Raw genomic sequence first — 25,410 nt, 5'->3', positions numbered from 1 at the left:
ACTCTTGCCCATGCCCTCACCGTTACCCCCTCCGTGTACGACCCGCCGATCGTAACAGAGAGTAATCAGATACCTGCGAGACGCGACATCCGCCGTTTGCCTCTTCCACGGCCGACCCGGGCAAGATCGTCCGCCATGCGATGCCGCCGTAGATCGTCACACATCACGACTGGCCCACCAGTAGGGACACGTCTATGGAACGAACCAATGAACACCTCCGGCATATAGGCAAATAGTCGATAACGATACTTTTCAACCGAACACACATACCACCATGCTCCTGGGTAGATCCCATCAATCTAGGAGCAAAGGCCTGTGGCAACCCCCAGATTACGTCGGCTGATCGCCGCAGCGAGCCTGCCACTGGCGGTCGCGGCAACCATGGCAGCACTGCCCAGCACCGCGAACGCCCTCTCCTCCGACGTCGTCATCTCCGCCGTGTACGGCGGTGGCGGCAACTCCGGAGCGACCATCAAGAACGACTTCATCGAGCTGGCCAACCTCACCGGCAACCCGATCAACGTGTCCGGTTGGAGCATTCAGTACGCCTCGGCCGCCGGTTCCGTCTTCCAGATGACCAACCTGAGCGGCAGCATCCCCGCGCACGGCAGGTACCTGATCCAGCAGGCCGCGGGCGCTGGTGGAACGCTCTCACTGCCCACCCCCGACGCCACCGGCTCGATCCCGATGTCGGCCACCTCCGGCGTCGTCGCCCTGGTCACCGCCCAGATCCCACTCGTGGGCTGCGGCATCTCCTGCTCGACCGCCCCGAACGTCAAGGACCTGGTCGGCTACGGCGCGACCGCCAACGTCGAGACGCTCGCCGCGCCCGGCCTCACGAACACCACGGCCAACGCCCGCAGCGGCGCGATGATCGACACCGACAACAATTCCGTCGACTTCACCGCCGGCGTGCCGAAGGCCACCAACTCGGCCGGCACCACGGTCACCGCCGACGACCCGGGCGGCCCCGTCGACCCGACCCCCGGCAGCGTCCGCATCCACGACATCCAGGGCGCGGGCCGGATCTCCCCGATCGTCGGACAGAACGTCACGAACGTCCCGGGCATCGTCACGGCCGTCCGGACGACGGGCAACGCGCGCGGTTTCTGGTTCCAGGACCCGGGCGCCGACGCCGACCCCCTGACCAGCGAGGGTCTGTTCGTCTTCATGGGCACGACGTCGCCGACGGTCGTCATCGGGGACTCGGTCCTGGTCTCCGGCCGCGTCACCGAGTTCCGCCCGGCCGCCGGTGCGCAGGCCCTCACCGAGCTCGGCGGCACGATCAACACCGTCAAGCTCACCAGCGGTAACGCGCTGCCCGCGGCCGTCCCGGTCGCCTTCCCCGACGCGTACACCAAGAGCGGCGCCCTCGAAGCCCAGCCGCTGGAGCCGTCCTCGTACGTGCTGGACTGGCTCGAGACCCACGAGGGCATGCGGGTCACCGTCAACCAGGACACCCGCCTGATCAGCCCGGTCAACACCGAGTTCAACGAGCTGTGGGTGACGCTCAAGCCGGGCCAGAACCCGACCCCGCGCGGTGGTTCGGTCTACACCGGCTACGACGACCAGAACAGCGGCCGGCTGATGATCCTCGCGCTGAACGGCGCGCCCGCCGCCAACGTCGGCTCCACCCTGGCCGCCGGCACCACCGGACCGGTGGACTACCAGTCCTTCGGTGGGTACGTCGTGCAGGCCACCCAGCTCGGCGCGATCACCGAGGGCGGCCTCAAGCGCCAGAAGGTGCTCCCGCCGAAGAAGCAGGGCGACCTGTCCGTCGCGACGTACAACGTCGAGAACCTCGCCGCCACCAACCCGGACGCCAAGTTCGCGCGGCTGGCCGAAGCGGTCGTCAACAACCTCGGCAAGCCCGACGTCCTCGCCCTGGAGGAGATCCAGGACAACAACGGCGCCACCAACAACGGCGTCGTCGCGGCCAACGAGACCGTCGCGAAGTTCATCGCGGCGATCCAGACCGCGGGCGGCCCGCTGTACGACTGGCGCTCCGTCGACCCGAACGACGGCACCGACGGCGGTGAGCCCGGCGGCAACATCCGCCAGGTGTTCCTGTTCAACCCCGCGCGCGTGACGTTCGTCGACCGCGCCGGCGGCGACGCCAACACGGCCGTCTCCGTCGTCCGCGAGCGGCCGACCAGCAACCAGGTCTCCCTGTCGGTCTCCCCCGGCCGGATCAACCCGGGCAGCGACGCCTGGGCCTCCAGCCGTAAGCCGCTCGTCGGCGAGTTCCTCTACGACGGCGACAAGCAGCTGTTCGTCGTCGCCAACCACTTCAACTCCAAGGGCGGCGACTTCCCACTGAGCGCGGCCGTCCAGCCGCCGGTCCGCGGCAGCGAAGTCCAGCGCCTCAAGCAGGCCACCGAGGTCCGCGACTTCGTCCAGGACCTCGCCACCAAGAGCGGCGGCGCCGCCCGCGTCGTCGTCCTGGGCGACCTGAACGACTACCAGTTCAGCCCCGTCCTCCAGACCGTCACGGGGAACGGCACGCTCCTCAAGACCCTGATCGACACCCTCCCCGCCGACGAGCGCTACAGCTACATCTTCGACGGCAACTCCCAGGTCCTCGACCACATCCTCATCAGCCCCGCCATCAAGGGCTACTCCTACGGCGTCGTCCACATCAACGCCGAATTCTCCGACCAGGCCAGCGACCACGACCCCCAAATCATCCGCATCCTCACCGGCTGCAACATCGACCCCCTCCCCACCCGCTGCCTCCCCGGCAGCCCCGTAGTAGACGAGTAACCCCACAAACAAGCGCCCGCCCTGCAGAGGGGCGGGCGCTTTCCTTTCCGTCGACCACGAAAGAGGGCTACGGCTGGCCATCCCCTCCTGATATACTAATCTGGATTCATATATATGAGCGGGGAGGCTTCCATGACCAAGACCCTGATCGATCTCGACGACGAGGCCCTGGCTGAGGCCGCGAAGCTGCTCGGCACGTCTTCCAAGAAGGACACCGTCAACGCCGCCCTACGAGAGATCGTCGACCGGCGCAGACGGGCAGCGGCCATAGCTCGCATGCGTGAGATGGTGGCCGAGGGAGAGATCGACTTCTCAGTCATCGAGAAGGGTGCCAGCGCGCATCAGGCGACGGCGTGACAGAGCTCTATCTCATTGATACCAGCGCCTTGGTCCGCTTCTACCGCGGTCAGGTCGGTCCGGAATGGGACCAAACAGTTTCCGCCGGGCTTGTTGGCATCAGTGAGCCAGTCAGGCAGGAGTACCTTCGGGCGGTCGGCGGCCGACCAGCCTTCTACGAAGCCGACAGCCTGCTCCAGGAAACCTTTCCGTATTACGTCATCCCTGAATCAGCGTGGGACGAGACCAGCCGCCTGCAGCGCGAACTCGCCAACAGGGGGTGGCACCAATGCGCCTTTCCTGTCGATCTGCTCATTGCGGTAACGGCTCGACATCACAAGCTCACCGTGCTGCATGCGGACGCCGACTTCGACACCATCTCCCGCCTGAACGGACAGCCAGCGCGTTGGATCAGCTGACGCCGGTCACGTCATGCGGAAGACCGGGCCTCGGGGGCGGAACGGGAGGGATGCGCCGGTGGGGATTAGGAATGCGTGTTCGCGGCGGATTCTTACGACGTCGCACCAGCCGTCGGTGATGAGGAGGATCGGGCCGTGCTGGGGGAAGTCGTCGGCGCGTTCGAGGAGGTTGACGCCGGGTTGCAGGATTGTGCCGCCTCGGCCGCGGACGCGTACCTTGCCTGCGATCTCCTCGACTGGGAGGTATCCCGCGTCGTACGCGGCCGCGTCGCAGAACACGACGCGGGCTCGGGGGACATCCCTGGCCACGGCGTAGGAGGCGATCGCGCCGAGGGCCTTGCCGAGCAGGCGGACGTTCATCGATCCGGAGGTGTCGAGGACGACGCCGAAGGTGGCCTGCCGGACGAGTTCCTCTGGGCGTAGCCAGCCGGGGCGGGGGATGTCGGGGGTGGCCGACTGGCGGCGGGAGGCTCGGGCGTAGGAGCGGCGTTTCTCGACCGTGGGGACGTGTTCGTCGAACCATCCGGCCAGTGCGGCGTCCCATGGCAGCGGGGGTTGGTCGAGAGCGCGGATCTCCTGTTCGAGGCCTGAGGGCACATCGCCCCGGCCGCTGCCGCGGTGGTAGATCAAGCCGGAGGCGAGCGCGTTCCGGTAGTACTCGTCCAGGTCCACGTAGCGGCCGGCGGCGCCGGGGCGCGGCAGTGGCTGCCCGAGGATGTCGCCACGTCCCCGGCCGCCCAGGGTCGCAAGCTTTCGCAGTCGCCGCAGGTCACCGGTGATTCGGTCGTAGACCGCCTCGCAGGAGAGCCCCCGCAACTCCGGGTCGTACAGCAGGCCTTCCGGCATCTCGCCCACGCCCATCTCGACCAGCCAGCCGTTGACGACGTAGTCGCACGCGATGTTCCAGAGGTACGGCTCCCGCCATCCCGCACGCTCTCCATGGCGAAGCGCGGCGTGCAGCATCTCGTGAGCCAACACGAAACGCCATTCGGCGGTTCTCATAGAGATCAACGGGTTGATGTAGATCTCCGCGGCCTGAGCGTTGACGGCGGCTACCGAGATGTCCCATCCCCGGGCGAGGTCGGTGTCCGCGACGATCGTCATGCCTGCGGCGAGGGCGCCCAGCAGAGGGTACGACGAGACGAACCAGCCGAGCGCCACATCCCAGGGCTTCTTGGCCGTGCCCCGGATTGTGCTGCCCCCGGCCGCCTCGATCGCTTGGGTGGCCGCGGCGGAGATCCCGATCGCGAACGACCGCTGGTGGTTCTGGAACTTGGCCACCTCTGCCGTACCGACGAAGAAGTCGGGGGCGGCGGGCACTCCGAACTCGACGGGGACTCTGGTGCGCCCCCACAAGCGGGCCAGCGTCCTCTCGTCCTCCGCGGGGAACTCCAGCAGCGGCTCAGGCGGGCGTCCGACCTTGACCGTGGCGAGGAACCTGTCCACGGCGAGGCAGCAGGCGGCGAGGTACGCGGGGCGCGGGGAACACCACGATTCCTCCGAGCGCTGGAGGTCTTCCGGCTCGGCGGTGCCCGGGTCGAGATGGCCGAACCCGGCGTGCAGCAGGCAGTGCGCGAACACCCAGGCCCATTCGTCCGCCTCGGCCCGCCGCTGGGGATGGTGGTAAACGGTGCCTTTCGGCTCGATGTAGGCCCACCGGTCGTTGGGCAGTTCTCCGTCCTCGGCCGGGTACAGGTATCCGACGAGCGGCCGGAACAGTGGCTGGGACCGAACCTGCTCCCAGCCCTTGCGTACGGCCTCGCGCCACGGATCGACCTTCTGCTTCTTCTTCCCACTCATGTCAGCTCCTCGCGGCGGCCAGGCGCGGCAGGTCGCGACTCACCTCGACCAGGAACCACGAGGGCAGGACCGGTGCGCCGTCGTCGTCGGTGGCGATCACCAGCTGCGCGCATTCGAGCGAGATCTCCGCGAGTTCCGTGAGCAGCGTCTTCGCCCGGAACGCCAGCTGGCGCCCGGCCGGCGAGGCGTGCTCCTTCGACTGCGGCAGCCCCTTCACCAGGCGGACGCGGAAGGTCTCGGACAGGAAGTAGAGCAGGTCGCGCTCCTCCGCGCCGCGCGGCCAGCCCGCCTCACCCTTGAGGACGGTCTCCAGGTCGTACGCGTGCCGCACGGTCTTGACGTACGCGCGAAAACCCGAGGCGTGCGTGGTCGAGAGCGTGCCGAAGGCAAGGACCGCCAGGGTGTCGTCGTCGAGCCTGTCGCCGTAGGAGTGCATGGCGTCCGACAGCATGTGCCAGCCTCTGGGCGTGGAGAACGGCTCCTCCGTCTTCGGCGGGGCGCTCCAGAGGTGATCGGGACGCTGCACGAGGTAGTCGACGATCCAGGGGTGGATGCCGCTGCCGGCCGCCCAGCTCAGCCAGTCGTCCACCGCCACCCGCAGATGAATGTGGATCATTCGGTTGATCAGGGCAGACGCCATCGGCCGGGCAAGCGCGTTGTCCGTGGCCCGGTTGCCCGCCCCGATCACCACCGACCCCGCGGGCAACTCGTAAGTGCCGATGCGCCGGTCGAGGATCAGCGAGTAGAAGGCCTTCTGCACCTCGGGAGAGGACGCGTTGAGCTCGTCGAGAAACAGGCAGTACGGCTCATGCCTGGCGATCGCCTCCGGCGGGGCGAACCTGCTCCGGTCGCCGACGATCTGCGGCACGCCGATGAGGTCCTCCGGCGCGAGCTGGGTGCCGAGCAGCGTGACGCAGTCGAGCCCGAGGGAGTCGGCGAACGACCGGACGAGGGAGCTCTTCCCGATGCCCGGAGCACCCCACAGGAAGACCGGACGCACGACGGCGACATGCAGCAGCACCTCAGGAAGCTGCGCCGGGGTAACGGTCAACGTGGCCTGCACGCCCGCAAGCTTCGCGAATCAGACGGCCTCACCGCCACCTGATTAGGTGTTCGAGGAGGCTGAACCCTCGGTTGCGACTAGGGCTGTCCCTACCGTTTCGCCTGGCCAGCCATGATCCCCGCCGGCCGGATTCTTCCTACTGTCGAGGAGGAATCAAGGAGGAATCATGACAACGAAGATCCGCCGCACCGTCGCCGCCACCGGAATAGCCGCAGCCGCTCTCCTGAGCGTCGGCGTCACCGCACAGCCTGCGGCTGCCGGCACCTGCGCGATCCAGCCGTACGGGCTGATCGGCGACTACTGGCGCGCCCTTGGCGGAGCCGACAGCTGGTTCGGCTGCGCGACCGTCGAGGAGTACACGCCGGCCAACATGACCGGACGCAAGCAACGCTTCGAACACGGACAGATCGCCTGGAGCCCCAAACAAGGCGAGCGCATGATCGTCGCCGCGTTCCAGAAGAACAACCAGGCCGTCTTCCGCTGGGGACCGACCGACCCGTTCCACTACGAGTACTTCCAGGTGTCGGGTGAACTCTCCAACGGCGGCACTGTCCTGGGAACGCCGATGCCAGGCGGCACCTCAGGAAGGTACGCCGTCAACGTAGCCAAGGGCCTCAAGATCACATTCTGGGTACACGGCTGCGACCAGAAGTTCCCGGCCCGCAAACTCTGCCGCCAGGGCTGGACCCTCCCCGTCAGCGTCACGATGACGTGACCACGATTGAGCACAATTCCGTTAACCCCTTTGACAGTCACCGGGCGCCGGCTTCTACCGGCGCCCATGTGACCGCGGATCACCAGGCGACGGGGAACGCCGACAGGCCGTATACGACGTTGAATGAGCGGAACTCCGGCTCGCCGGCTTCGCGCAGGCCTGGGAAACGCTCGAACAGGGCGGGGAACGCGATGCGCATCTCCATCCGGGCCAGTGGGGCCCCGATGCAGTGGTGTGCGCCGTAGCCGAACGCGACGTGGGCCAGGTCGGGGCGTTCGATGTCGAAACGGTCTGGGTCCTCGGTCAGCGCGGGGTCGCGGTTGGCGGCCGGGAGGGAGACCACCACGACGTCGCCCTTCGCGATCGGCACTCCGGCGATCTCGGTGTCGGCCGTGGCCACTTTGGTGGCGCCCGCGTGGATGATCGTCAGCCAGCGCAGCAGTTCCTCGACCATGCCGTCGACCTTGTCCGGGTCCTTGCGGAACAGGTCGAGCTGCTCAGGGTGGCGCAGCAACGCCAGCGTGCCCAGGCCGATCATGCTGGCCGTCGTCTCGTGCCCGGCCACCAGCAGCAACCCGCCGATGCCGACCAGCTCGTCGGTCGACAGGTCATCGCCGTGCTCGCGGACCAGCATGCCGATCAGGTCCTCGCCCGGCTCGACCCGGGCCCGCCCGACCAGCTCGGCCATGTAGGCGGCGGACGCCATCTGCGCCTTCCCGCGCTCCTCGGGCGGGCGGTTGAAGTCCAGGATCGCGCTGGTACGCGCCTGGAAGGCGTCCCGGTCCTCGTACGGCACCCCGAGCAGTTCGCAGATGACCAGCGACGGAATCGGGGTGGCGAACTGGGAGATGAGATCGGCCGGCGCGCCGGTATGTTCCATCGTGTCCAGATGGTCGGCGACGATCTCGCGGACCCGGGGTTCCAGGCGGCGGATGCGGCGCATCGTGAACTCGGGGGTCAGCATGCGGCGTAACCGGGTGTGGTCAGGTGGGTCCATCAGCAGCAGCGCGCCCGCGCGGAGTCGTTTGGCCTGCTCTTCGCTCATGGGCGGCAGGTTGATGCCGTGGGCGTAGCTGAACAGTTCGGCGTTCCTGAGCACAGTGCGTACGTCGTCGTAGCGGGTAACCAGCCAGGCCTGCGGGCCATAGGGCGTGGGAACACGCTGCAGGCCGGGTTGCTCGCGGGCGGCGGCCAGCTCGGGATCGGGGTGGAATTCCTGGCGGCGCATATGTAGAGGCAACATGTCGTCTCCTGAGGGGAATCTGCTACCCCACAAGATCCCGTCGCGAGAACGAGCACGCAACCTCAACTGGTCAGGCTGCCCACGCCCGGACGGGACGTGGGCGCCCAGCATCGGAATCAGATTTCTTCTACGCTGCTCGGCTCGCGCCGGGACAGATCGATACCGAGCTCCTCCGCGGCGCGGAAGACGTCCTCGTCGGTGTCGCGCATCTCGATGGACATGCCGTCGCTGGAGAGCACCTCGACGTTCAGGCACAGCGACTGCATTTCCTTGATGAGGACCTTGAAGGACTCCGGGATGCCCGGCTCGGGGATGTTCTCGCCCTTGACGATGGCCTCGTAGACCTTCACGCGGCCCAGCACGTCGTCGGACTTGATGGTCAGCAGCTCCTGCAGCGCGTAGGCGGCGCCGTAGGCCTCCAGCGCCCACACCTCCATCTCACCGAACCGCTGCCCGCCGAACTGCGCCTTACCACCCAGCGGCTGCTGAGTGATCATCGAGTACGGACCAGTCGACCGGGCGTGGATCTTGTCATCGACCAGGTGCAGCAGCTTCAGGATGTAGATGTAACCGACGGCGATCGGATAGGGGAACGGTTCGCCTGACCGGCCGTCGAAGAGCCTGGCCTTGCCGCTCCGCTGGACCATCCGGTCGCCATCGCGGTTGACCAGGGTGTTGTCGAGGAGGCCAATGATCTCTTCCTCGCCGGCGCCGTCGAACACCGGGGTGGCCACGTTGGTGCGCGGCTCGACATGGGCGAAGCCCTTGTCACGCAGCCGCTCGGCCCACGCCTCGTCGACACCCGAAATGTCCCATCCTCGGGCGGCGATCCACCCTAGATGGGTCTCCAGAACCTGGCCGACGTTCATCCGGCCGGGCACGCCCAGCGGGTTGAGCACGATGTCGACCGCGGTGCCGTCCTCCAGGAACGGCATGTCCTCCACCGGCAGGATCTTGGAGATGACGCCCTTGTTGCCGTGCCGGCCCGCCAGCTTGTCACCGTCGGTGATCTTGCGCTTCTGCGCCACATACACCCGGACCAGCTCGTTCACACCCGGAGGAAGCTCATCGCCCTCCTCACGGCTGAACACACGCACCCCGATGACCTTGCCCGACTCGCCGTGCGGCACCTTCAGCGAGGTGTCGCGCACCTCACGCGCCTTCTCCCCGAAGATCGCGCGCAGCAGCCGCTCCTCCGGGGTCAGCTCGGTCTCACCCTTGGGCGTGACCTTGCCGACCAGGATGTCGCCGGTGACGACCTCGGCGCCGATGCGGATGATGCCGCGCTCGTCCAGGTCGGCCAGGACCTCCTCGGAGACGTTCGGGATGTCCCGGGTGATCTCCTCGGGGCCCAGCTTGGTGTCGCGGGCGTCGACCTCGTGCTCCTCGATGTGGATCGAGGACAGGACGTCGTCCTGGACCAGCCGCTGGGAGAGGATGATCGCGTCTTCGTAGTTGTGGCCCTCCCATGGCATGAACGCCACGAGCAGGTTCTTGCCGAGCGCCATCTCCCCGGTGTCGGTGCACGGCCCGTCGGCGATGACCTGGTTGACCTCGACCCGGTCGCCCTCGGCCACGATCGGCTTCTGGTTGAAGCAGGTGCCCTGGTTGGACCGCTTGAACTTGGCCACCCGGTAGGTGATGTGGGTTCCGTCGTCGTTCATCACCGTGATGTAGTCGGCCGAGACCTCCTCCACCACGCCCGCCTTCGCCGCGGTGATGACGTCGCCGCCGTCTGACGCCGCGCGGTACTCCATGCCGGTGCCGACCAGCGGAGCCTCGCTCTTGAGCAGGGGCACCGACTGGCGCTGCATGTTGGCCCCCATCAGCGCGCGGTTGGCGTCGTCGTGCTCCAGGAACGGGATCATCGCGGTCGCCACCGACACCATCTGGCGCGGCGACACATCCATGTAGTGGACCTCCTCGGCCCTGACCAGTTCGGTGTCGCCGCCCCTGGTGCGGACCAGGACGCGGGCTTCCACGAACGAGCCGTCGGGATTGAGCCTCGTGTTCGCCTGCGCTTTGACGAAGCGGTCCTCCTCATCGGCGGTGAGGTGGTCGATCTGGTCGGTGACCTTGCCGTCCACCACTTTGCGGTAGGGCGTCTCGATGAAACCGAAGGAGTTGATCCGGCCGAAGGAGGCCAGGTAGCCCATCAGGCCGATGTTGGGGCCCTCCGGCGTCTCGATCGGGCACATCCGGCCGTAGTGGGACGGGTGCACGTCACGGACCTCCATCCCGGCCCGCTCCCGGGACAGACCGCCGGGGCCCAGCGCCGACAGGCGGCGCCGGTGGGTCAGACCGGCCAGCGGGTTGGTCTGGTCCATGAACTGCGACAGCTGCGAGGTGCCGAAGAACTCCCTCATCGACGCCACCACCGGGCGAATGTTGATCAGGGTCTGCGGCGTGATCGCCTCGACGTCCTGGGTGGTCATGCGCTCCCGGACGACACGCTCCATCCGGGCCAGGCCAATCCGCACCTGATTCTGGATGAGCTCGCCCACGCTCCGCGCGCGCCGGTTGCCGAAGTGGTCGATGTCATCGGTCTCGACGACGACCTCACCGGTGGCGCCGGGCATCGCCGTCTCGCCGGCGTGCAACCGGACGATGTACTCGATGGCGGCGACGATGTCGTCCTCGGTGAGCGTGCCCTGAGTGATCTCAGAGTCCACTCCCAGCTTCTTATTGATCTTGTATCGGCCGACCTTGGCCAGGTCGTACCGCTTGGGGTTGAAGTACAGGTTCTCCAGCAGCGTCTGCGCGGACTCCTTGGTCGGAGGCTCGCCCGGGCGCAGCTTGCGGTAGATGTCCAGCAGCGCGTCGTCCTGGCCGGAGGTGTGATCCTTCTCCAGGGTGGCGCGCATCGACTCGTACTGACCGAAACGCTCGAGGATCTGGTCGGTCGTCCAGCCGAGCGCCTTGAGCAGGACCGTGACGGCCTGCTTGCGCTTGCGGTCGATGCGGACGCCGACGCTGTCGCGCTTGTCGATCTCGAACTCGAGCCAGGCGCCGCGGGACGGGATCACCCGACAGCCGTACAGGTCCTTGTCGGAGGTCTTGTCGGCGGTGCGGTCGAAGTAGGCGCCCGGCGCGCGGACCAGCTGGGAGACGACCACGCGTTCGGTGCCGTTGACGATGAAGGTGCCCTTGCCGGTCATGAGCGGGAAGTCGCCCATGAACACCGTCTGGCTCTTGATCTCACCGGTGGTGTTGTTGATGAACTCCGCGGTCACGAACATCGGCGCGGAGTAGGTCATGTCCTTGTCCTTGCACTCGTCGACCGAGTGCTTGGGCGGCTCGAACCGGTGATCCCGGAACGACAGGGACATGGTTCCGGAGAAGTCCTCGATGGGACTGATCTCCTCAAAAATCTCTTCGAGGCCCGACTGGGCGGGAACGGCCTGGCGAGCCGCCTCGACCCGAGCCTTCCACTTCTCGTTACCGAGCAGCCAGTCGAAGGACTCGGTCTGCGGGGCGAGGAGGTCGGGAACGTCGAGCGGTTCCTGGAATCGTGCGAAAGAGACGCGACGGGGACCGGCGGGCATGGCGGAAGCGTTGCGCGAGGCTGCCAACGGATGTCCTTCCGAGGGATCACGGACTGACTACACGCACGCCAGACGACGCCACATGGCTACCGGGAAATGGGGACGTCGAGGGACAGCGTGGAAAGGCAGCATAAGCCAAAATGCAAACCAATGTCCAATAATACACTAATAGTCAACCTCGATCCCGCCTCAGGATCGCACGTTCGACCGGGAGCCGTCAAGCTATCCCTGCGGATCAGTACCCGGCCGGACGCACCAGTCCCGTCTCGTACGCGTAGACCGCGGCCTGGGTCCGATCCCGCAGGCCGAGCTTGACCAGGATCCGGCCCACATGAGATTTGACGGTCTGTTCCGCGACCACCAGACGCTGGGCGATCTCCGCGTTCGACAGGCCCTGAGCGATCAGGGAGAGGACCTCGGTTTCGCGTTCGGTCAGGTCACCGGCACGGTCCTTGAGCGGGACGCGCGGAGCGCCGGCCACCCGGGAGAACTCGGCGATGAGCCGCTTGGTGAGGTTCGGGGACAGAAGCGCGTCGCCCGCCGCCACCACCCGCACGGCGTGCGCGAGTTCGGCGGCCGACGCGTCCTTCAGCAGGAACCCGGACGCGCCCGCGCGCAGCGCCTCGTACACGTACTCGTCGATGTCGAAGGTGGTCAGGACGAGGACCTTGACGGCCGCGCCGACGGCCCCGGTGATGCGGCGGGTCGCCTCGATGCCGCCGAGCTCGGGCATCCGGATGTCCATCAGGACGACGTCCGGAGCGAGTTCGGCGACCTTCGCGACGGCGTCGAGGCCGTCCACGGCCTGGCCAATGACCTCGATGCCGGGTTCGGCGTTGAGCAGCACCGTGAAGCCCTGGCGGACCATCATCTGGTCGTCGGCGATCAGCACGCGGATGGTCGTCATGGGGTGTCCTTCGCGGGCAGCGTCGCGGTCACCTCGTAACCGCCGTCCGGGGTGCGGCCGGCCGTCAGTTCGCCACCCAGCATGACTGTGCGCTCGCGCATGCCCAGCAGCCCGTGCCCGGGACCCGCGGAGGGCGATGGAGGCCGGTCGGGCTCGGCGTTGGTGATCTGGATGGCGAGCGCGTCGGTCCGGTAGCCGATCTTCACGTGTACCGCCGCGCCGGGAGCGTGCCGCATCGCATTGGACAAAGCCTCCTGGATGATGCGGAACGCCGACAACTCGACGCCCGGCGACAGCGGGCGCGGCTCGCCCATGGTTTCGATGGTGAGGATGAGACCGGCGCCGCGCACACTACCGGCCAGTTCCGCCAACCGGTCGAGGGTGGGTTGCGGCGCGTCCGGCGGCGCGTCCGGCGACCGCAGCACGCCCAGGACCCGCCGCAGTTCCGTCAGTGCTTCGACGGCGTTCTGGCGGATGCCCGCGAGGTTCTCCTTGAGCTCCTCCGGCGGGTCTTTCACCAGGTGCGGGGCGACCTGCGCCTGGATGGAGATCATCGACATGTGGTGGGCGACCACGTCATGCAACTCGCGGGCGATCCGGTTGCGCTCCTCGAGCACGGTGCGTCTGGCCCGCTCCGCGGCTGTGAGCTGCTGCTGTCTGAACAGCCGGGTGCGGGCCACGCGCTCGCCCCGCAGCACGACGCCGATTCCCATCAGGGCGCCAACCGCCAGCACGGTCACGACGACGGGAATGGCCAGCACGACTTCGCCAGGGCCGATGCTCGGGTTGATGAAGTGCACGCAGGCCAGCCCCGCCAGGATGGTGATCCCAAACGTCTCGGCCACCACCCGGGGACGGACCCGCAGGGCCAGCAGGAACAGCACCCCGGCCTGCAATGCGATCAAGTAAATGGACCAGGGGAACGACATCCCTCCGTGCCCCGGAACGTCCCAGGATGCGGGAGGGTGGTCCACGATCGGCGCGCCGATGACCATGATGACGGTCGATGCCCACCAGGCCGGAATCGGGCGGAACATCGCGACGACGAGCGCCGCCGCTAGAAGCATGGCGAGCACCCGGATCATCGGATCCTGACCCGAGCCGTAGACCATGAGCATCGCGAGCACCACGACCAGGACGTGCGGCAGCCGGGCCAGCCAGCGTGGCCCGTTCATGCGCGGCAGCGGATCGGCGGCCATCGTCCACAGGTCCGCGCGCAGGGTACGCGGCACCGCCGGCAGTGTCCCCATCGACCCTCCCCGCACGTCCCCTTTGTCCTCCATTGCCCCTTGGTAGCGAAGGTCCACCCTAACCACGCACCCCAGCCGGTGTGGGGACGCTGCCGCGCCTTCCTGGCGGTCTCTGCTCGTAGCCACGAAATGCGGCCCAGCACACCAGCAGCGCCGCCGCGAACACCGGTAGCCAGGCCAGCCGGGCGAGCACCCAGCCCGAGCCGTCTGGGACAGTGTGCAGACCTGGCAGCGCCCCGCCTGCGGCCAGGGCGATCGCGGTCACCGCGATCATGGCGGTCTGGTGCCAGAGAAAGATCGTCATCGCGGACAGGTTCACCAGAGCCACCGCAGCCCAGGCCGCAGGACGGCGCAGCACCCGCCTCAGCGGGCCAAGCAGCAGCAGGGCCGCCCCGCACTGGGCGAGCCCGAAGGCGACGGCCGCGAGAGTGGGCGGGTTGAGGTTGGAGATCCTGGCGCCGGGCACCCCGACCATGGCAGCCGGGTAACCGACCCACCGAACCAGCCCGCCGGTGGCAGCTGCGCCACCCAACAGCAACACCCATCCGGTCATACGGCTCCGCAGTCGGCCTCGGGCCCAGGCCGCGCCCAGGCAGTACGGCACCAACCAGCCAGCCACCACATTGATCCAGCCGACCCAGGCGGGGCCGCCCAGGCCGTACCTGACGAGGTCCACGAGCGCGACGGCGGCGAGCGGGCACAGCGGGTGCAGGCGGGCGACCAGCGGGGTCGCCGCCGTCAGCGCCGCGAAGACGAGCAGGAACCACAGCGGGGACCACACCAGTTTGACCAGTGTGCGCACGGTCCCCTGGTCGGCACCGGCCGCGAGCATCACGACCGCCGCCACTGTCCACACCGCCAGCACGGCGGCCACCGGCCTGGACAACCGAACGACCCGGACGCCGAGCCACTGCCCATACGTCCCGACGGTGGACGCATGACTTTTCGCGCCCACCAGCCCGCCCACCAGGAAGAAGAGCGCAAGCGTCTGGAAGAGCCACGAGACCGGGGCAAGCTGGGGCATAGACCGGAGCGGGCTGGCGGTGTGCAGCGTGCCGCTGTCGGCGACCAGGGCGGTCACCAGCCAGTGACCGAGCAGCACGCCGAGGATGGCGAGGGCTCGCAACGCGTCGGTCGGGCGATCACGCTCGGGCGGGGTCGCGGCGTCGATCCGCCGGATGATGTCACGCACGATCGGCCTGTCCGGAGACGATCCGAGCGATGTTCTCCAGGGCCACGCCGGGTCTCAGGTAGTCACTGTGGCCGCCGTCGCCCGCCGCGAAGACCTGGGCGCCGAACTCGGGCGAGACCGGGTCGGTCCCAAATCCGACGAAGGGCAGCCGAAGGTGCGGCACGCCGGCGACCCAGTCGCCGGTGCTCCGGCCGGCCCAGATGGTGGCCCGGGTGTGCAGCGCGGCGGCGTTGTCGACGCCGACGCCCGGGCTGCCGTACAGGACGATGTCGGTGACGTCCAGCCCGGGCGCGGCCTGCCCGCAGACCACCGTGCCGTAGGAGTGGCACACGACGGAGATGCGGGCGGCGGGCTTGGCCGAGCGCAGCTCCCGCACGAAAGCACGGAGGTCAGGGGCGGCCTGGACAGCGCGGCCGGTGGTCAGCGCGTCGGCGCTCACCGTGCTCGGCGTCGCGTATCCGAGCCAGGCGATGACCGCGGACCGGTCGCCGAGCGCCTGCCGCAGTCGCATCGAACCGCCGCGCAGGAGTCCGTACTTGTCGAGGTTGGTATCGGAGCCGGGGACCAGCACGGCGATGCGCTCGGCCTGGGACAGGTCGCCGAAGACCTCTACGGCGCGGCCGCCGTCGCGGCCGTCGAAGGAGAGGAACTGCCGCGCCGGATCGGCCATGGCGCGCAGCATCGCGGCCCGCCACTGATGGCCGTGGGCGGCGGCCATGCGCTCGGCCGCCCGGATTCCGTCGCGGCTGGCGGTGTACCGATCGGCGAGGGCCCGAAATGGGGGGAATGCGGCGGGTGCAGGCGCTGGGACGGCCGAGGGCCGGGCCGCGCCCGACACCGGCCCGGACAGGGAGGCGGTGACGAGCGTGGAGAGCAGGATGCTGCGGAGGCGGGACGCCACGGGGAGGGGTCCTTCCGGGCCGGATTCTCATGCTGACGGCACCGGAACTTACGGATCACACCTCATGGTCGGCGTCCCGCTGGGGAGCGCATCTCCCGGGTGGCTCTGCGGTACTACGGGTACTACGGCTGCTCGGCGTCGAACACCGCCTCGGCTTCGTAGAGAGCGGTTCGCACGGACTCGTCGATGCCGAGTTCCTCCAGGAGAACCCGGGTATGCCCACCCGGGACCTCGAACCACCGCGAGGGCGGCATTCCACCGTCCACGTTGATCGGCGTCGCGAGCTGCCGCACCAAGCCAAGCGTCGGGTGCTCCACCTCGTTGACCAGGCCACGATGGTCGATATGCGGATCGGTCAGCAGGTCGGTCAGCGAGAGCACCGGCGTGAGGCCCAGCCCGCCCTGGTCGCCGAGCGTTTGCCACTCGGCACGCGACCGTCGGCCGAAGATCGCCACCAGCTCGCGCCGCACCCGTTCGGGCTCCTCGGGCAGCGCCGTTTCGAGATCCGGCTGCCCAACCGCCGCGCAGAACCGCTTCCACACCGAGGGCTCCACCGCGCCCAGGACGACCGCCTTGCCGTCCGCGGTGGCGTAGGCGCCGTTCGCCGGGGAGCCGCCCAGCTCCTCGATCTCCGACGGGTCGGTGATGCCCTGCTGCCAGAAGTACTGCGCGTCGTAGCCGAAGAGCGAGACCACCGCATCCTGGATCGAGATGTCCACGCAGGCGCCGAGGCCCGTGCGGTCCCGACGGTGGACGGCGGCGAGCACCGCGACAGCCGCGTACAGGCTCGCGACGGAGTCGCTCAAGGGGAACGGGAGGATCGCCGGGTCGCCCCGGTGGGCGGCGGCCATGGCCGCGGTGACCCCGCCCATCGCCTGGTAGTTCATCTCGTGGCCACCGAGACCGGCGTACGGACCGGTCTGGCCGAAGCCGGTCACGGAGGCGTAGACCAGGTCTTTCTTCACGGTGCTCAGCGAACCGTAGTCGAGGCCGAGGCGCGCGGCCGTGCCGGGCGCGAAGCCCTCGATGAGGACATCGGCGTCCGCGACGAGGTGGAGGAGCACCTGTCGTGCCCCGTCGTGCTTGAGGTTCAGGCCGATGCTCCGCTTGTTGCGGCTGTGCCAGAGCCAGCGCGGATGCTCGATGGAGGTGAGCATCGGCACGTCGTCAGGGTAGGAGGAGCGCGGCCGGTCGATCTGGATGACGTCGGCGCCGAGATCGGCCAGCACGGTGGTGCCGAATCGAACCGGCGAGAAGGTCGACAGGTCCAGGATCCGCATCCCGTCGAGGAGGCTCACTGCTCAGCCTCCCCGGAGACGGCCGCATAACCTGTGACGCCACTGTCGAAGGTCTGCGTGAGCAGGTTCTGTTCGACGAGAAGCTCCAGATGTGCGGACGTCTCCACGACCGCGAGCATCCGATGGAAGACCGGCAGCTCGTCGAGGTCGGCCCGCCGCCGGGTCCAGGAGAGCTTGGACGCGACCGCGAACCCGGTCGTACATCCCGCGCGCACGGCCGCCAGCGTGTCGCGGAGGCGGTCGTCATGATGGCGCAGCAGCTCCTCGACGCGGGCATGGGAGGAAGGCGCGACCTGGCCGTGCGCCGGCAGCAGCAGCGCGTCCGGGAGCCGCCGCACCCGGCGCAGCGCCCCGAGGAAGTCGCGCAGCGGCGATCGCCCGGGGACTGGCTCCAAGCCGATGGACGGGGTGATGTGCGGGAGCACGTGGTCACCGGCGAAGAGCAGACCCGCATGCTCGTCATGGAAGACAAGGTGGCCCTGGGTGTGGCCGGGGGTCGGGATGGCGTGCAGCCGTCGTTCGCCGACCTCGATGATCTCGTCGTCGACGATCCACGAGTCGGGGGCTTCCCACTGATGGGCGGCGAGCCCCTGGGCCCTGGCATCCGAGCCGATCTCGTCGGCGAGGGCCTCCGCGCCGTTGGCACGCAGCAGCGCCAGCTGGGAAACGTACGCGGGCCAGTCCGGATTGCCGACCGCCGCGAGCGCGGGAGCCTCGCGGATCCCGATGCGCACCCGCGAACCGTGGTCGCGGCGCACCAGGGGACCGAGGGTGTAGTGGTCGCGGTGGGCGTGGGTGATGAGGAACTCGCGTACGTCGCCGAGGGCGTACCCGAGGGACGACAGCGCGTCCTTCAGGTCGTCGCGTGCGCGCCGGAGCGCCTGACCCGCGTCGATCAGCGTCAGCCCGTCCGGGCGCTCCAGCGCGTAGACGTTAACCGCCGCGAGCTCGTCCGGCAGCGGCAGCGGTATCCGGTGCACCCCGGGTGCCACCAGCTCGGCACCCGGCTCGGACCACGCGCGGGCGGCCGTCATCGTTTCAGATGACACTGGCGGCCAGGATCTCGTGACGCGGGTAGAAGTCGATCGCCTCCGGCCCGGTTTCGGTGATCACGACCATCGTCTCGAGGCGTACGCCGTTCTTGCGGTGCACGCCCTCGATCCCCTCGACCGCGATCACCATGCCGGGCTCGATCTCCTCCGGGTGTTCGAAGGACCACTGCCGGTTGATGATCGGCGGGTTGTAGTGCACGAAACGCGATCCGGCGTTCACCAGGCCGATGCCGTGCCCGAACTCGACGGTGAGCAGTTCCGCCTCGTCCGGGTAACCCCACTTGCTCGCGGGCGCGAAGTGCCTGGCGGCGTCGGCCGTGCTGGCTCCGGGGCGCAGCTCGCCGATCACCGAGTCGAGCCGGTCCCGCAGCGTGTCGTACCAGCCGGACTCCTCGGCGGTCGGGCGGCGGCCGACGATGTACTGCCGGTAGAGGCACGCCGTGTAGCCGAGGTAGGAGCTGCCGCAGGTGAGCACGTAGGCCAGGTCGCCGTACTCGATGCGCCGGTCGCTGCTGCTGATGCCGCGCTCGAACGCCAGCGGGCCGGCCATCACCTTCGACGCCCCGAACTCGGCGCCGGCGTCCTCGACGGCGCGCTTGACCTCCTTGGCGACCGTGCTCTGCAGGACGCCCGGCCGGAGGGTCTCCAGCGCCCGATGGAAGCCGGAGGAGCTGATGGAGGCGATCATCTTGAGGCAGTTGATCTCGTCGGGCGTCTTGACGCGGGCGCTCTCCATGAGCAGCGGCAGCCCGGGACGTACTTCGATGCCCATGTTGATCAGGGCGGACACCGCCCGCTCGCCGAACTCGCTGACGGCCAGCGGTTCCCGGCCGAGGCCGCGCTCGTTGAGCTCCGCGGCGATCCCGTCGGCGAACAGCTTGGCCTCGGCCTCGGCGGCCGACTCCGGGACCGGCCCCTCCAGCCAGGTGCGCGCGATCCGCCACTCGGGGATCCACGGGGCCTGGTCCGGCATCTGGTGATAGGAGCCCGCCGGGGCGAAGACCACCGGAGGGTGATCCACGAAGAACAGCGCGTAGCCTGCCTGGAGCTGGAACTCCGACCAGAAGAAACCGCAGAGGTACCGGACGTTTTCCGCGCCCGTCACGAGCAGCGCCGGGATGTTCGCCGCGCGCATGATCGCCCGCATCCGGGCGGCACGCTGCTCGCGCATCCGGTTGGTGTCGATGCCCTCGTGGGTGTCGTTGGTCGTCGGCCCGAAGTGCAGCTTGTCGGCGTACTGCAGGGGCGCTGGGATGGGGTGCTGTGACACGTAGATCTCCCTTGGGCGGAGTGGTCGGGCCGGTCAGTGCTGGGGGGTGGCCAACTCCGTCTCGATGGTCTTGTGGAAGTGCTGCAGCGCGGGCTCGTTGCGGCCGAAGTAGAACTTGTCGATGGCGCCCTGGGCGATGTTGCGGTGGCACTCCTCGGCCATCGGGATGTCTTCGGCGGTGAGGATCCACTGCGTGTTGTGGAACCGCTTGTGGTGCACGTCCGCGTTGGCCCAGTCGGTGTAGGCGAAGTAGTTGTGATGCATCACGTTCTCCGCGACCGACCGGCCGGGCAGGATCAGCGAATACTCCACGTGGTCCTGCATGACCGACAGGATGACGTTGGGGAACAGGAAGTAGATGAGCTGCACGTGGCGCATCAGGGGCCACTCGCCCTCGTCGACCTCGGCCAGCTCACTGATCCTGCGGCCGAGGAAGCCGCTCATGACGTGGGGCCCGTAGAGGTCGACGGTGGCCTGGTTGGAGTTGTTGTACTTGGCGACGGTCGTCTTGTGCAGCGAGGCGAAGTGGTACGGCTCCAGGTAGCCGTCGACGGCCAGCTTCCAGTTCGACGCGGTGACGACCGGCGGGTGGATGGCCGGCGCGGCCAGGTCCATTTCCAGGCCCCACTCAGCGAACTGCGGTCCGAGCCCGCACAGCACCTCGTCGACGTCGATCGGCTCCGGGGCGTCGGCCAGGCGCGTCCCGCGCACGAAGATCAGCCCGTACTTCTCGGCCACCGCGACCTGCGCGAGCCCGTTACAGGCGGGGTCGAGCTGCCCGAAGTTGTCCCCGCCGCGTACCTTGCGCAGCGTGCCGTCCAGGTTGTAGGCCCAGCCGTGGAACTTGCAGACGAAGGTCCGCGCCGACCCGGCGTCGTACGCGACGTTGGCGCCGCGGTGCAGGCAGGCGTTGATGAAGGCGCGCAGCGAGCCGTCCGCCTGGCGGGCGATGACGAGCGGGCAGCCGGGCAGGTCGAGGGTCTTGTACGCCCCCGGGGTCGGCAGTTCCACGCTGAGCCCGGCGAAGACCGGCCGCTCGCGGAACAGCACCCGCTTCTCCGCTTCGAACCGGTCCAGGTCGACGTACCGGCTCGCGGGCTGCTCGTAGATCGCGTCGGCCTGCTCGTTCGAGTGGTTCATCACCAGGGAGAGGCCGCGGCGCGCCACGTCGACCGCCTTGGAGTGGCGCTGCCGGGGAGAACGGCGGTTCGGTGACTCGGTCTCGGTCGTCACGAACGCTCCCTTCCCGCCGTGGAACGGCGTTGATCGTTTACACTCATGGTGTATGCTTTCACTCGTGTGCTGAGGGTGTCAAGGTCAAACTCGCCCGTCACAGAGCTAAACAGGCATGGATAGTGACACAGATTACACTTGCAATTCAATCCATCAGCACTCGTAGTGCATGATCATTAGAGGGGAGCACGGGTGACCCGACTCAACGTCGACCTCGAGCTGTGCGAGGGCTACGGCAACTGCGTCTTCGAGGCCGACGACTACTGCGAACTCACCGAGGACGGCGTCGTGCGCCTGATCCGCCTGGATGTCGCCGCGGCCGACCTCCAGCGGGTCGAGCTGGCCGTCTCCAGCTGCCCGGTCTCCGCGCTCCAGCTGGAGAGCAGGTGACCGGCGTCCTGATCGTCGGCGGCTCCGTCGCCGGCGTCCGCACCGCCCAGCGGCTGCGCGCCGGCGGGTACGCCGGGAGCATCACGATCGTGGACCGGGAACGGCACCTCCCCTACGACCGGCCACCGCTGTCCAAGGATGTGCTGCTGGCGGACGAACCGGTCTTCCCGTCGCTGCTGACGGCCGAGGAGGCGGAGAACCTCCGGCTGGAGCTCGCCCTCGGCGTGGCGGCGACCAGCCTCGACGTGACCGAGCGCGAAGTCGGTCTCTCCGACGGGAGATCGCTCGGCTACCAGGAGGCACTCGTGGTGGCCACGGGCGCGCGTGCCAGAACCTCGCCGTGGCCCGGGGTGCTGGACGTGCGGTGCTGGGAGGACGCGGTGAATCTGCGGACCGCCCTCCGGCGCGCCCGCTCGGTCCTGGTGATCGGGGCCGGATTCATCGGAGCCGAGGTCGCCTCCGCCGCGCGAGGCCTGGGGCTCGAGGTGCACCTGATCGACATCGCCGAGGTGCCGATGGCGCGGCACTTCGGCGCCGAGATCGGTGCGCTGTTCGCCGATCTGCACCGGCGCCACGGGGTCAACACGCACTTCGGGGCCACTCTCGATGAGATCGCGGAGCGCGGTGGACGGTTCCGCGCCCGCCTCGGCGACGGCACCGAGATCGCCGCCGACGTGGCCGTGGCCGGTCTCGGCACCGAACTCAACACCGAGTGGCTGACCGGCTCGGGACTGGCCGTCGACTCGGGCGTCGTCTGCGACGCCGGGGGCAGGGCCCAGAACGCGACAGACGTCTACGCGGTAGGCGACACGGCGCGTTGGTGGCATCCCGCGCGTAAGCTTCTCCTGCGGTCGGAACACTGGACCAGCGCGGTAGAGCAGGCGGGAGTCGTGGCCCACAACATCCTGAACCAGGAATCACCCCGCGAACACCTGTCGCTCGACTACGTCTGGAGCAACCAGCACGACTGGAAGATCCAGATCGCCGGGACTCCGGGGACCGGCGCCCACCATCTGGTGCAAGACGGGGACCGGTTCGCGGTCCTCTGGGCGCGGGATGACGACGAACTGGGTGGCGTGCTCACGGTCAACTGGCCGCAGGTCGCCGTGCAGGGTCGCCGTTCCCTCGCCGCCGGCCAGCCGATGAGCCGGCTGGCCGAACACCTTGCCGGACGCCTGACGCCCTCGGTGCCAGGCCCGATCGCGTACGGAGCCTGAGATGGCCAGTCGTAGCACACCCCCTGCGCGCTCGGTGACGCGGCGTTCGAACGGCCGCCCATACGATAGCGTCGCCGCCATGAAAGAGGGAGACGACAGCCTTGACGCCGTCGCGCTCGGCGGCCTCATCCGGGAGCGGCGTCAGGCTCAGCGGATGAGCCTGTCCCAGCTCGCCGAACGGGCCGGGGTCTCCACCAGCTTCGTCAGCCAGGTCGAACGCGGTGTCGCCAACCCCACCCTGTCCAGCCTCAAGTCCCTGGTCAGCGCGCTCGGCTTCAGCGTGGGTGAACTGCTGGAGAACTCCTTCCCCAAAGCCGGCCAGCCGCCCACCACCGACGACGAGGTCGCGGTGCTCCGGGCCGGGGAACGACGACGCATCGTGTATCCCGGCACGCAGATCGCCAACGAGCTGCTCTCGCCCAACCTGCAGAAGAGCATGGAGATCATCTGGGTCGAGGCGGCGCCGGGGCAGGGCAGCGGCGGGCATCCGCACGTCCACGAGGGCGAGGAATGCGGTGTCGTCATCTCGGGCGCCATGAAGTTCATGGTCGGCAGCAACGAGTGGGTGCTCAACCCCCGTGACGCGATCTACTTCCCCAGCACCCGCCCGCATTCCTGGGAGAGCGTCGGTGACGAGGACCTCGTCGCGATCTGGGTGATCACGCCGCCGACGTTCTAACCGTCCGTTCTCGGCAGCAGGGCCGCGGCGCCGACCGCGAGAGCGGTGTGCATCGCCGCCGCGCTCCGTGCCCGGGTCTCGACGCCGTACCGCTCGACGACCGCGAAAGCCTCCAGGCCCCCGCTGGCGACGCGGAGCAGGAAGGGACGGATCAGCCGGTCCTGCGGAGGGACGCGGACGACCAGGATGTTTGCGACCTGGTGCACGGACAGCCGTTCCGGGACCGGGAAGACCCGCTCCTCGATGATGCGCCGGACGAGGCCCTCGTCGCCGTGGACGGGGGTCAGCCGGGCCGGCTCGCGGGCCACGCCCACGATGATCGTCCCGCCTCGGACCCCGTTGGCGAAGGCGCACACGTCGGCCGCGAAGTCGAGTTCGCCGGAGCCCTTGGGCAGGGCCGCCCGCAGTTCGAGGACGGCGGAGGGCGGCCAGCCGAGCACCGCATGGGCATCGCCGTCGGCGAGCAGCCGCCGGATGTCCTGTTCCGCACCCCACCCGGTCATCGACAGCTCGGCCGTGCGCAGCGCGCGCGTCCCCAGCTCGACGAGGTCGCGAACGGTCCGATCCGCAGTGGGTACGGCGAACGTGGCGTTCCACACATCGGGCAGGGACCTGGACCGGTCGTTGAAGACCGACAGCAGCTCGGCGCCGGATTCCCGGGCCCACTCCGCGAGCACGTCGCGCGCGGTGGACCGCCACTGCTCCCCGACCATCGTCACGTCGGATCCCTGGAACTCGACCTCGACCGTGACCCGGCCGTCCGCCCACACCTGGATCTCAACCGGGTCGCGGTTGCTCAGCTCCGGGTGGAAACGCGCGGCGGAGTCACGCGACACCACCAGCGACGCGATCGGAAAGGGCGCCGATCCAGGTGTGGTCAGCTGCGCCTCGGGACGCCAGCCGGTCAGCACGGAGTCGACCAGCAGGGAGATCGTCACCTCACCCACCGCCTCGATCGAGGCGAAGCACACATCGGGGTACAGCACCGCCACGTCCGGACGGTCGGCGAGGCGGAACCTCTCGATGCCCGCCTTGATCGCGCCAGCGGTCGTGCCGCTGGACCGGTCAGTCATCATTCCCCCTTCGGCGCCACGACCACCCGCCGGACCGAGCCGTGGTGACCCCGGAGCAGGTCGAGGGCCGATTCCGCCTCGTCGAGTTCTAGCACGTTCGAGACGGAGCGGGAGAAATCCAGCCGACCGGCCGCCACCAGCGCCACGAGCTGCTCGATCGTGTCGAGCCGGAATCCGCCCGAGCCGATGATCGAAATCTCCCGGCGGGCCAAGGCCGCCGAGGGCGGCAGGACGAGGTTGTCGTCGGTGAGCCCGACGACGACCATGCGACCCCCCTTGCCCACCGAGCGGAACGCCGCGGCGATCGCCGCCGACGAGCCGACGAAGACGCCCGCCAGGTCGACGCCGCGGCCACCGTTGGCCTCCCGTATCAGGTCGCCGAGCTTCTCGTCGTCGGCGCGGAAGGCATGGTCGGCCCCCAGCGACAGAGCGTGCTCGAGCTGCTCGGCTCTGATGTCGACGGCGATGATCCGAGCCGCGCCGAACGCCTTCGCCAGTTGCACGGCGTGCTGGCCGAGCCCGCCGACGCCGAAGACGGCGACGGTCTCCCCGGGCTGCAGCCGCCCACGCTGGTACAGCGCGTGGAACGGCGTCGGTATCGCGTCGGTCAGGATGGCGCCCACCTCGTCGGTCACCGCGTCGGGCAGACGGACCAGGTTGACGGCCGGGGCGGTCATGTATTCGGCGACCGCGCCGTCGTGGTTCAGGCCGATGATCGAGCCGCGCGCGCAGATCTCGCTCATCCCCTGGGAGCACAGGTGGCAGCGTCCGCAGATGACGATCGAGGAGACGGCCACCCGGTCACCGGTCGCCCAGCCGCGCACCGCCCGGCCCAGGGCGACGATCCGGCCCGCGGGCTCGTGCCCCAGGGTCAGCTCCGGCCTGGTGATCAGCCGGGCCTCCGGGCGGAACGCGGCCTGCACGTCGGTGCCGCAGAGCCCGGCCGCGGTGACCTGGATGAGGACCTCGTCGTCCTGCGGCACGGGGACGGGAACCTCGGCGAGGTGGGCACCCGCCTCGCCCCGGGTCACGCGCAGCGCCTTCATGGTCGTCCTTCCGGATCG

Annotated in this window: 21 protein-coding genes; 7 read left to right on the top strand and 14 right to left on the bottom strand. The window is 68.8% G+C overall.

From position 1 onward, the window contains the following. The first annotated feature begins 315 nt into the window (after nt 1–315). The 3 genes from Aple_RS41920 (at nt 316) to Aple_RS41910 (ending at nt 3,518) form a co-directional block, all read left to right on the top strand. A complete protein-coding gene (locus tag Aple_RS41920; RefSeq protein WP_246265133.1) occupies nt 316–2,763 on the top strand; it encodes a DUF8508 domain-containing protein in 2,448 nt (815 codons plus the stop codon). 132 nt (nt 2,764–2,895) lie between these two features. Further along, nucleotides 2,896–3,120: a type II toxin-antitoxin system VapB family antitoxin gene (locus Aple_RS41915; protein WP_155350328.1), complete on the top strand. Its 225-nt coding sequence runs from the start codon at nt 2,896–2,898 to the stop codon at nt 3,118–3,120. Further along, entirely contained in the window at nt 3,117–3,518 is a 402-nt protein-coding gene (locus Aple_RS41910; protein ID WP_155350327.1) for a PIN domain nuclease, read from the top strand. Before Aple_RS41915 ends, Aple_RS41910 begins: the two co-directional genes overlap by 4 nt. Nucleotides 3,519–3,524: 6 nt before the next feature. On the opposite strand, the gene Aple_RS41905 is transcribed toward Aple_RS41910, so the two are convergent. Both Aple_RS41905 and Aple_RS41900 read right to left on the bottom strand, forming a co-directional pair. Next, complete coding sequence (locus tag Aple_RS41905) at nt 3,525–5,318, bottom strand: vWA domain-containing protein (protein ID WP_155350326.1); 1,794 nt, start codon at nt 5,316–5,318, stop codon at nt 3,525–3,527. Nucleotide 5,319: 1 nt separating this feature from the next. After that, a complete protein-coding gene (locus tag Aple_RS41900; protein WP_155350325.1) occupies nt 5,320–6,381 on the bottom strand; it encodes an ATP-binding protein in 1,062 nt (353 codons plus the stop codon). Nucleotides 6,382–6,547: 166 nt separating this feature from the next. Between Aple_RS41900 and Aple_RS41895 the strand changes: the two genes are divergently transcribed. Further along, the gene (locus Aple_RS41895) at nt 6,548–7,096 is read left to right on the top strand and encodes an LGFP repeat-containing protein (protein ID WP_155350324.1); all 549 of its coding nucleotides are present in this window, start codon (nt 6,548–6,550) and stop codon (nt 7,094–7,096) included. Nucleotides 7,097–7,175: 79 nt separating this feature from the next. Here the strand turns inward: Aple_RS41895 and Aple_RS41890 are convergent, their stop codons facing one another. The 10 genes from Aple_RS41890 to Aple_RS41845 all read right to left on the bottom strand — a co-directional run bounded on the left by Aple_RS41890 (nt 7,176) and on the right by Aple_RS41845 (nt 20,987). Next, entirely contained in the window at nt 7,176–8,339 is a 1,164-nt protein-coding gene (locus Aple_RS41890; protein WP_246265129.1) for a cytochrome P450, read from the bottom strand. 116 nt (nt 8,340–8,455) lie between these two features. After that, nucleotides 8,456–11,911, bottom strand: a complete 3,456-nt coding sequence (rpoB, locus tag Aple_RS41885) for a DNA-directed RNA polymerase subunit beta (protein ID WP_218038768.1) — start codon at nt 11,909–11,911, stop codon at nt 8,456–8,458. 208 nt (nt 11,912–12,119) lie between these two features. After that, nucleotides 12,120–12,791: a response regulator gene (locus tag Aple_RS41880; protein ID WP_155350322.1), complete on the bottom strand. Its 672-nt coding sequence runs from the start codon at nt 12,789–12,791 to the stop codon at nt 12,120–12,122. After that, a complete protein-coding gene (locus tag Aple_RS41875; protein ID WP_218038767.1) occupies nt 12,788–14,041 on the bottom strand; it encodes a sensor histidine kinase in 1,254 nt (417 codons plus the stop codon). The genes Aple_RS41880 and Aple_RS41875 overlap by 4 nt, the downstream gene beginning before the upstream one ends. A gap of 58 nt (nt 14,042–14,099) precedes the next feature. Then, entirely contained in the window at nt 14,100–15,233 is a 1,134-nt protein-coding gene (locus Aple_RS41870; RefSeq protein ID WP_155350320.1) for an acyltransferase family protein, read from the bottom strand. Continuing rightward, entirely contained in the window at nt 15,226–16,134 is a 909-nt protein-coding gene (locus tag Aple_RS41865; RefSeq protein WP_218038766.1) for an alpha/beta hydrolase, read from the bottom strand. Before Aple_RS41865 ends, Aple_RS41870 begins: the two co-directional genes overlap by 8 nt. Before the next feature lie 122 nt (nt 16,135–16,256). Then, nucleotides 16,257–17,432 (bottom strand): CaiB/BaiF CoA transferase family protein, encoded by a 1,176-nt coding sequence (locus Aple_RS41860; RefSeq protein ID WP_155350319.1) that lies wholly within the window; start codon nt 17,430–17,432, stop codon nt 16,257–16,259. Next, complete coding sequence (locus Aple_RS41855) at nt 17,429–18,466, bottom strand: MBL fold metallo-hydrolase (RefSeq protein ID WP_155350318.1); 1,038 nt, start codon at nt 18,464–18,466, stop codon at nt 17,429–17,431. The genes Aple_RS41860 and Aple_RS41855 overlap by 4 nt, the downstream gene beginning before the upstream one ends. 4 nt (nt 18,467–18,470) lie before the next feature. Continuing rightward, nucleotides 18,471–19,754 (bottom strand): M24 family metallopeptidase, encoded by a 1,284-nt coding sequence (locus Aple_RS41850; protein WP_155350317.1) that lies wholly within the window; start codon nt 19,752–19,754, stop codon nt 18,471–18,473. Between the two features lie 33 nt (nt 19,755–19,787). Next, nucleotides 19,788–20,987, bottom strand: a complete 1,200-nt coding sequence (locus tag Aple_RS41845) for an aromatic ring-hydroxylating oxygenase subunit alpha (RefSeq protein ID WP_155350316.1) — start codon at nt 20,985–20,987, stop codon at nt 19,788–19,790. A gap of 192 nt (nt 20,988–21,179) precedes the next feature. Here Aple_RS41845 and Aple_RS52500 point away from each other — a divergent pair, with 192 nt between their 5' ends. The 3 genes from Aple_RS52500 to Aple_RS41835 all read left to right on the top strand — a co-directional run bounded on the left by Aple_RS52500 (nt 21,180) and on the right by Aple_RS41835 (nt 23,273). Continuing rightward, the gene (locus Aple_RS52500) at nt 21,180–21,377 is read left to right on the top strand and encodes a ferredoxin (protein WP_170321940.1); all 198 of its coding nucleotides are present in this window, start codon (nt 21,180–21,182) and stop codon (nt 21,375–21,377) included. Continuing rightward, a complete protein-coding gene (locus tag Aple_RS41840) occupies nt 21,374–22,594 on the top strand; it encodes an NAD(P)/FAD-dependent oxidoreductase (RefSeq protein WP_170321939.1) in 1,221 nt (406 codons plus the stop codon). The genes Aple_RS52500 and Aple_RS41840 overlap by 4 nt, the downstream gene beginning before the upstream one ends. A gap of 79 nt (nt 22,595–22,673) precedes the next feature. After that, complete coding sequence (locus tag Aple_RS41835) at nt 22,674–23,273, top strand: helix-turn-helix domain-containing protein (RefSeq protein ID WP_170321938.1); 600 nt, start codon at nt 22,674–22,676, stop codon at nt 23,271–23,273. Here Aple_RS41835 and Aple_RS41830 read toward each other — a convergent pair. Together Aple_RS41830 and Aple_RS41825 are read right to left on the bottom strand one after the other, a co-directional pair. Next, nucleotides 23,270–24,349, bottom strand: a complete 1,080-nt coding sequence (locus Aple_RS41830; RefSeq protein WP_155350313.1) for an AlbA family DNA-binding domain-containing protein — start codon at nt 24,347–24,349, stop codon at nt 23,270–23,272. The genes Aple_RS41835 and Aple_RS41830 overlap by 4 nt on opposite strands. Further along, nucleotides 24,346–25,392 carry a zinc-dependent alcohol dehydrogenase gene (locus Aple_RS41825; protein ID WP_170321937.1) on the bottom strand — a complete coding sequence of 349 codons (1,047 nt, stop codon included), beginning with the start codon at nt 25,390–25,392 and terminating at the stop codon, nt 24,346–24,348. Before Aple_RS41825 ends, Aple_RS41830 begins: the two co-directional genes overlap by 4 nt. Nucleotides 25,393–25,410 lie beyond the last annotated feature (18 nt).

This window comes from Acrocarpospora pleiomorpha, assembly GCF_009687885.1.
Classification (GTDB): Bacteria; Actinomycetota; Actinomycetes; order Streptosporangiales; family Streptosporangiaceae; genus Acrocarpospora; species Acrocarpospora pleiomorpha.
This window is presented reverse-complemented; position numbering and strand designations above follow the sequence as displayed.

Excerpts from the sequence above, each read along its gene's own strand:
- Aple_RS41915 (WP_155350328.1), top strand. The coding sequence starts at position 2,896 with ATGACCAAGACCCTGATCGATCTCGACGACGAGGCCCTGGCTGAGGCC.
- Aple_RS41830 (WP_155350313.1), bottom strand. The coding sequence starts at position 24,349 with ATGATGACTGACCGGTCCAGCGGCACGACCGCTGGCGCGATCAAGGCG.
- Aple_RS41890 (WP_246265129.1), bottom strand. The coding sequence starts at position 8,339 with ATGTTGCCTCTACATATGCGCCGCCAGGAATTCCACCCCGATCCCGAG.
- Aple_RS41825 (WP_170321937.1), bottom strand. The coding sequence starts at position 25,392 with ATGAAGGCGCTGCGCGTGACCCGGGGCGAGGCGGGTGCCCACCTCGCC.
- Aple_RS41875 (WP_218038767.1), bottom strand. The coding sequence starts at position 14,041 with ATGGGGACACTGCCGGCGGTGCCGCGTACCCTGCGCGCGGACCTGTGG.
- Aple_RS41905 (WP_155350326.1), bottom strand. The coding sequence starts at position 5,318 with ATGAGTGGGAAGAAGAAGCAGAAGGTCGATCCGTGGCGCGAGGCCGTA.
- Aple_RS41855 (WP_155350318.1), bottom strand. The coding sequence starts at position 18,466 with ATGACGGCCGCCCGCGCGTGGTCCGAGCCGGGTGCCGAGCTGGTGGCA.
- Aple_RS41835 (WP_170321938.1), top strand. The coding sequence starts at position 22,674 with ATGAAAGAGGGAGACGACAGCCTTGACGCCGTCGCGCTCGGCGGCCTC.
- Aple_RS41880 (WP_155350322.1), bottom strand. The coding sequence starts at position 12,791 with ATGACGACCATCCGCGTGCTGATCGCCGACGACCAGATGATGGTCCGC.
- Aple_RS41895 (WP_155350324.1), top strand. The coding sequence starts at position 6,548 with ATGACAACGAAGATCCGCCGCACCGTCGCCGCCACCGGAATAGCCGCA.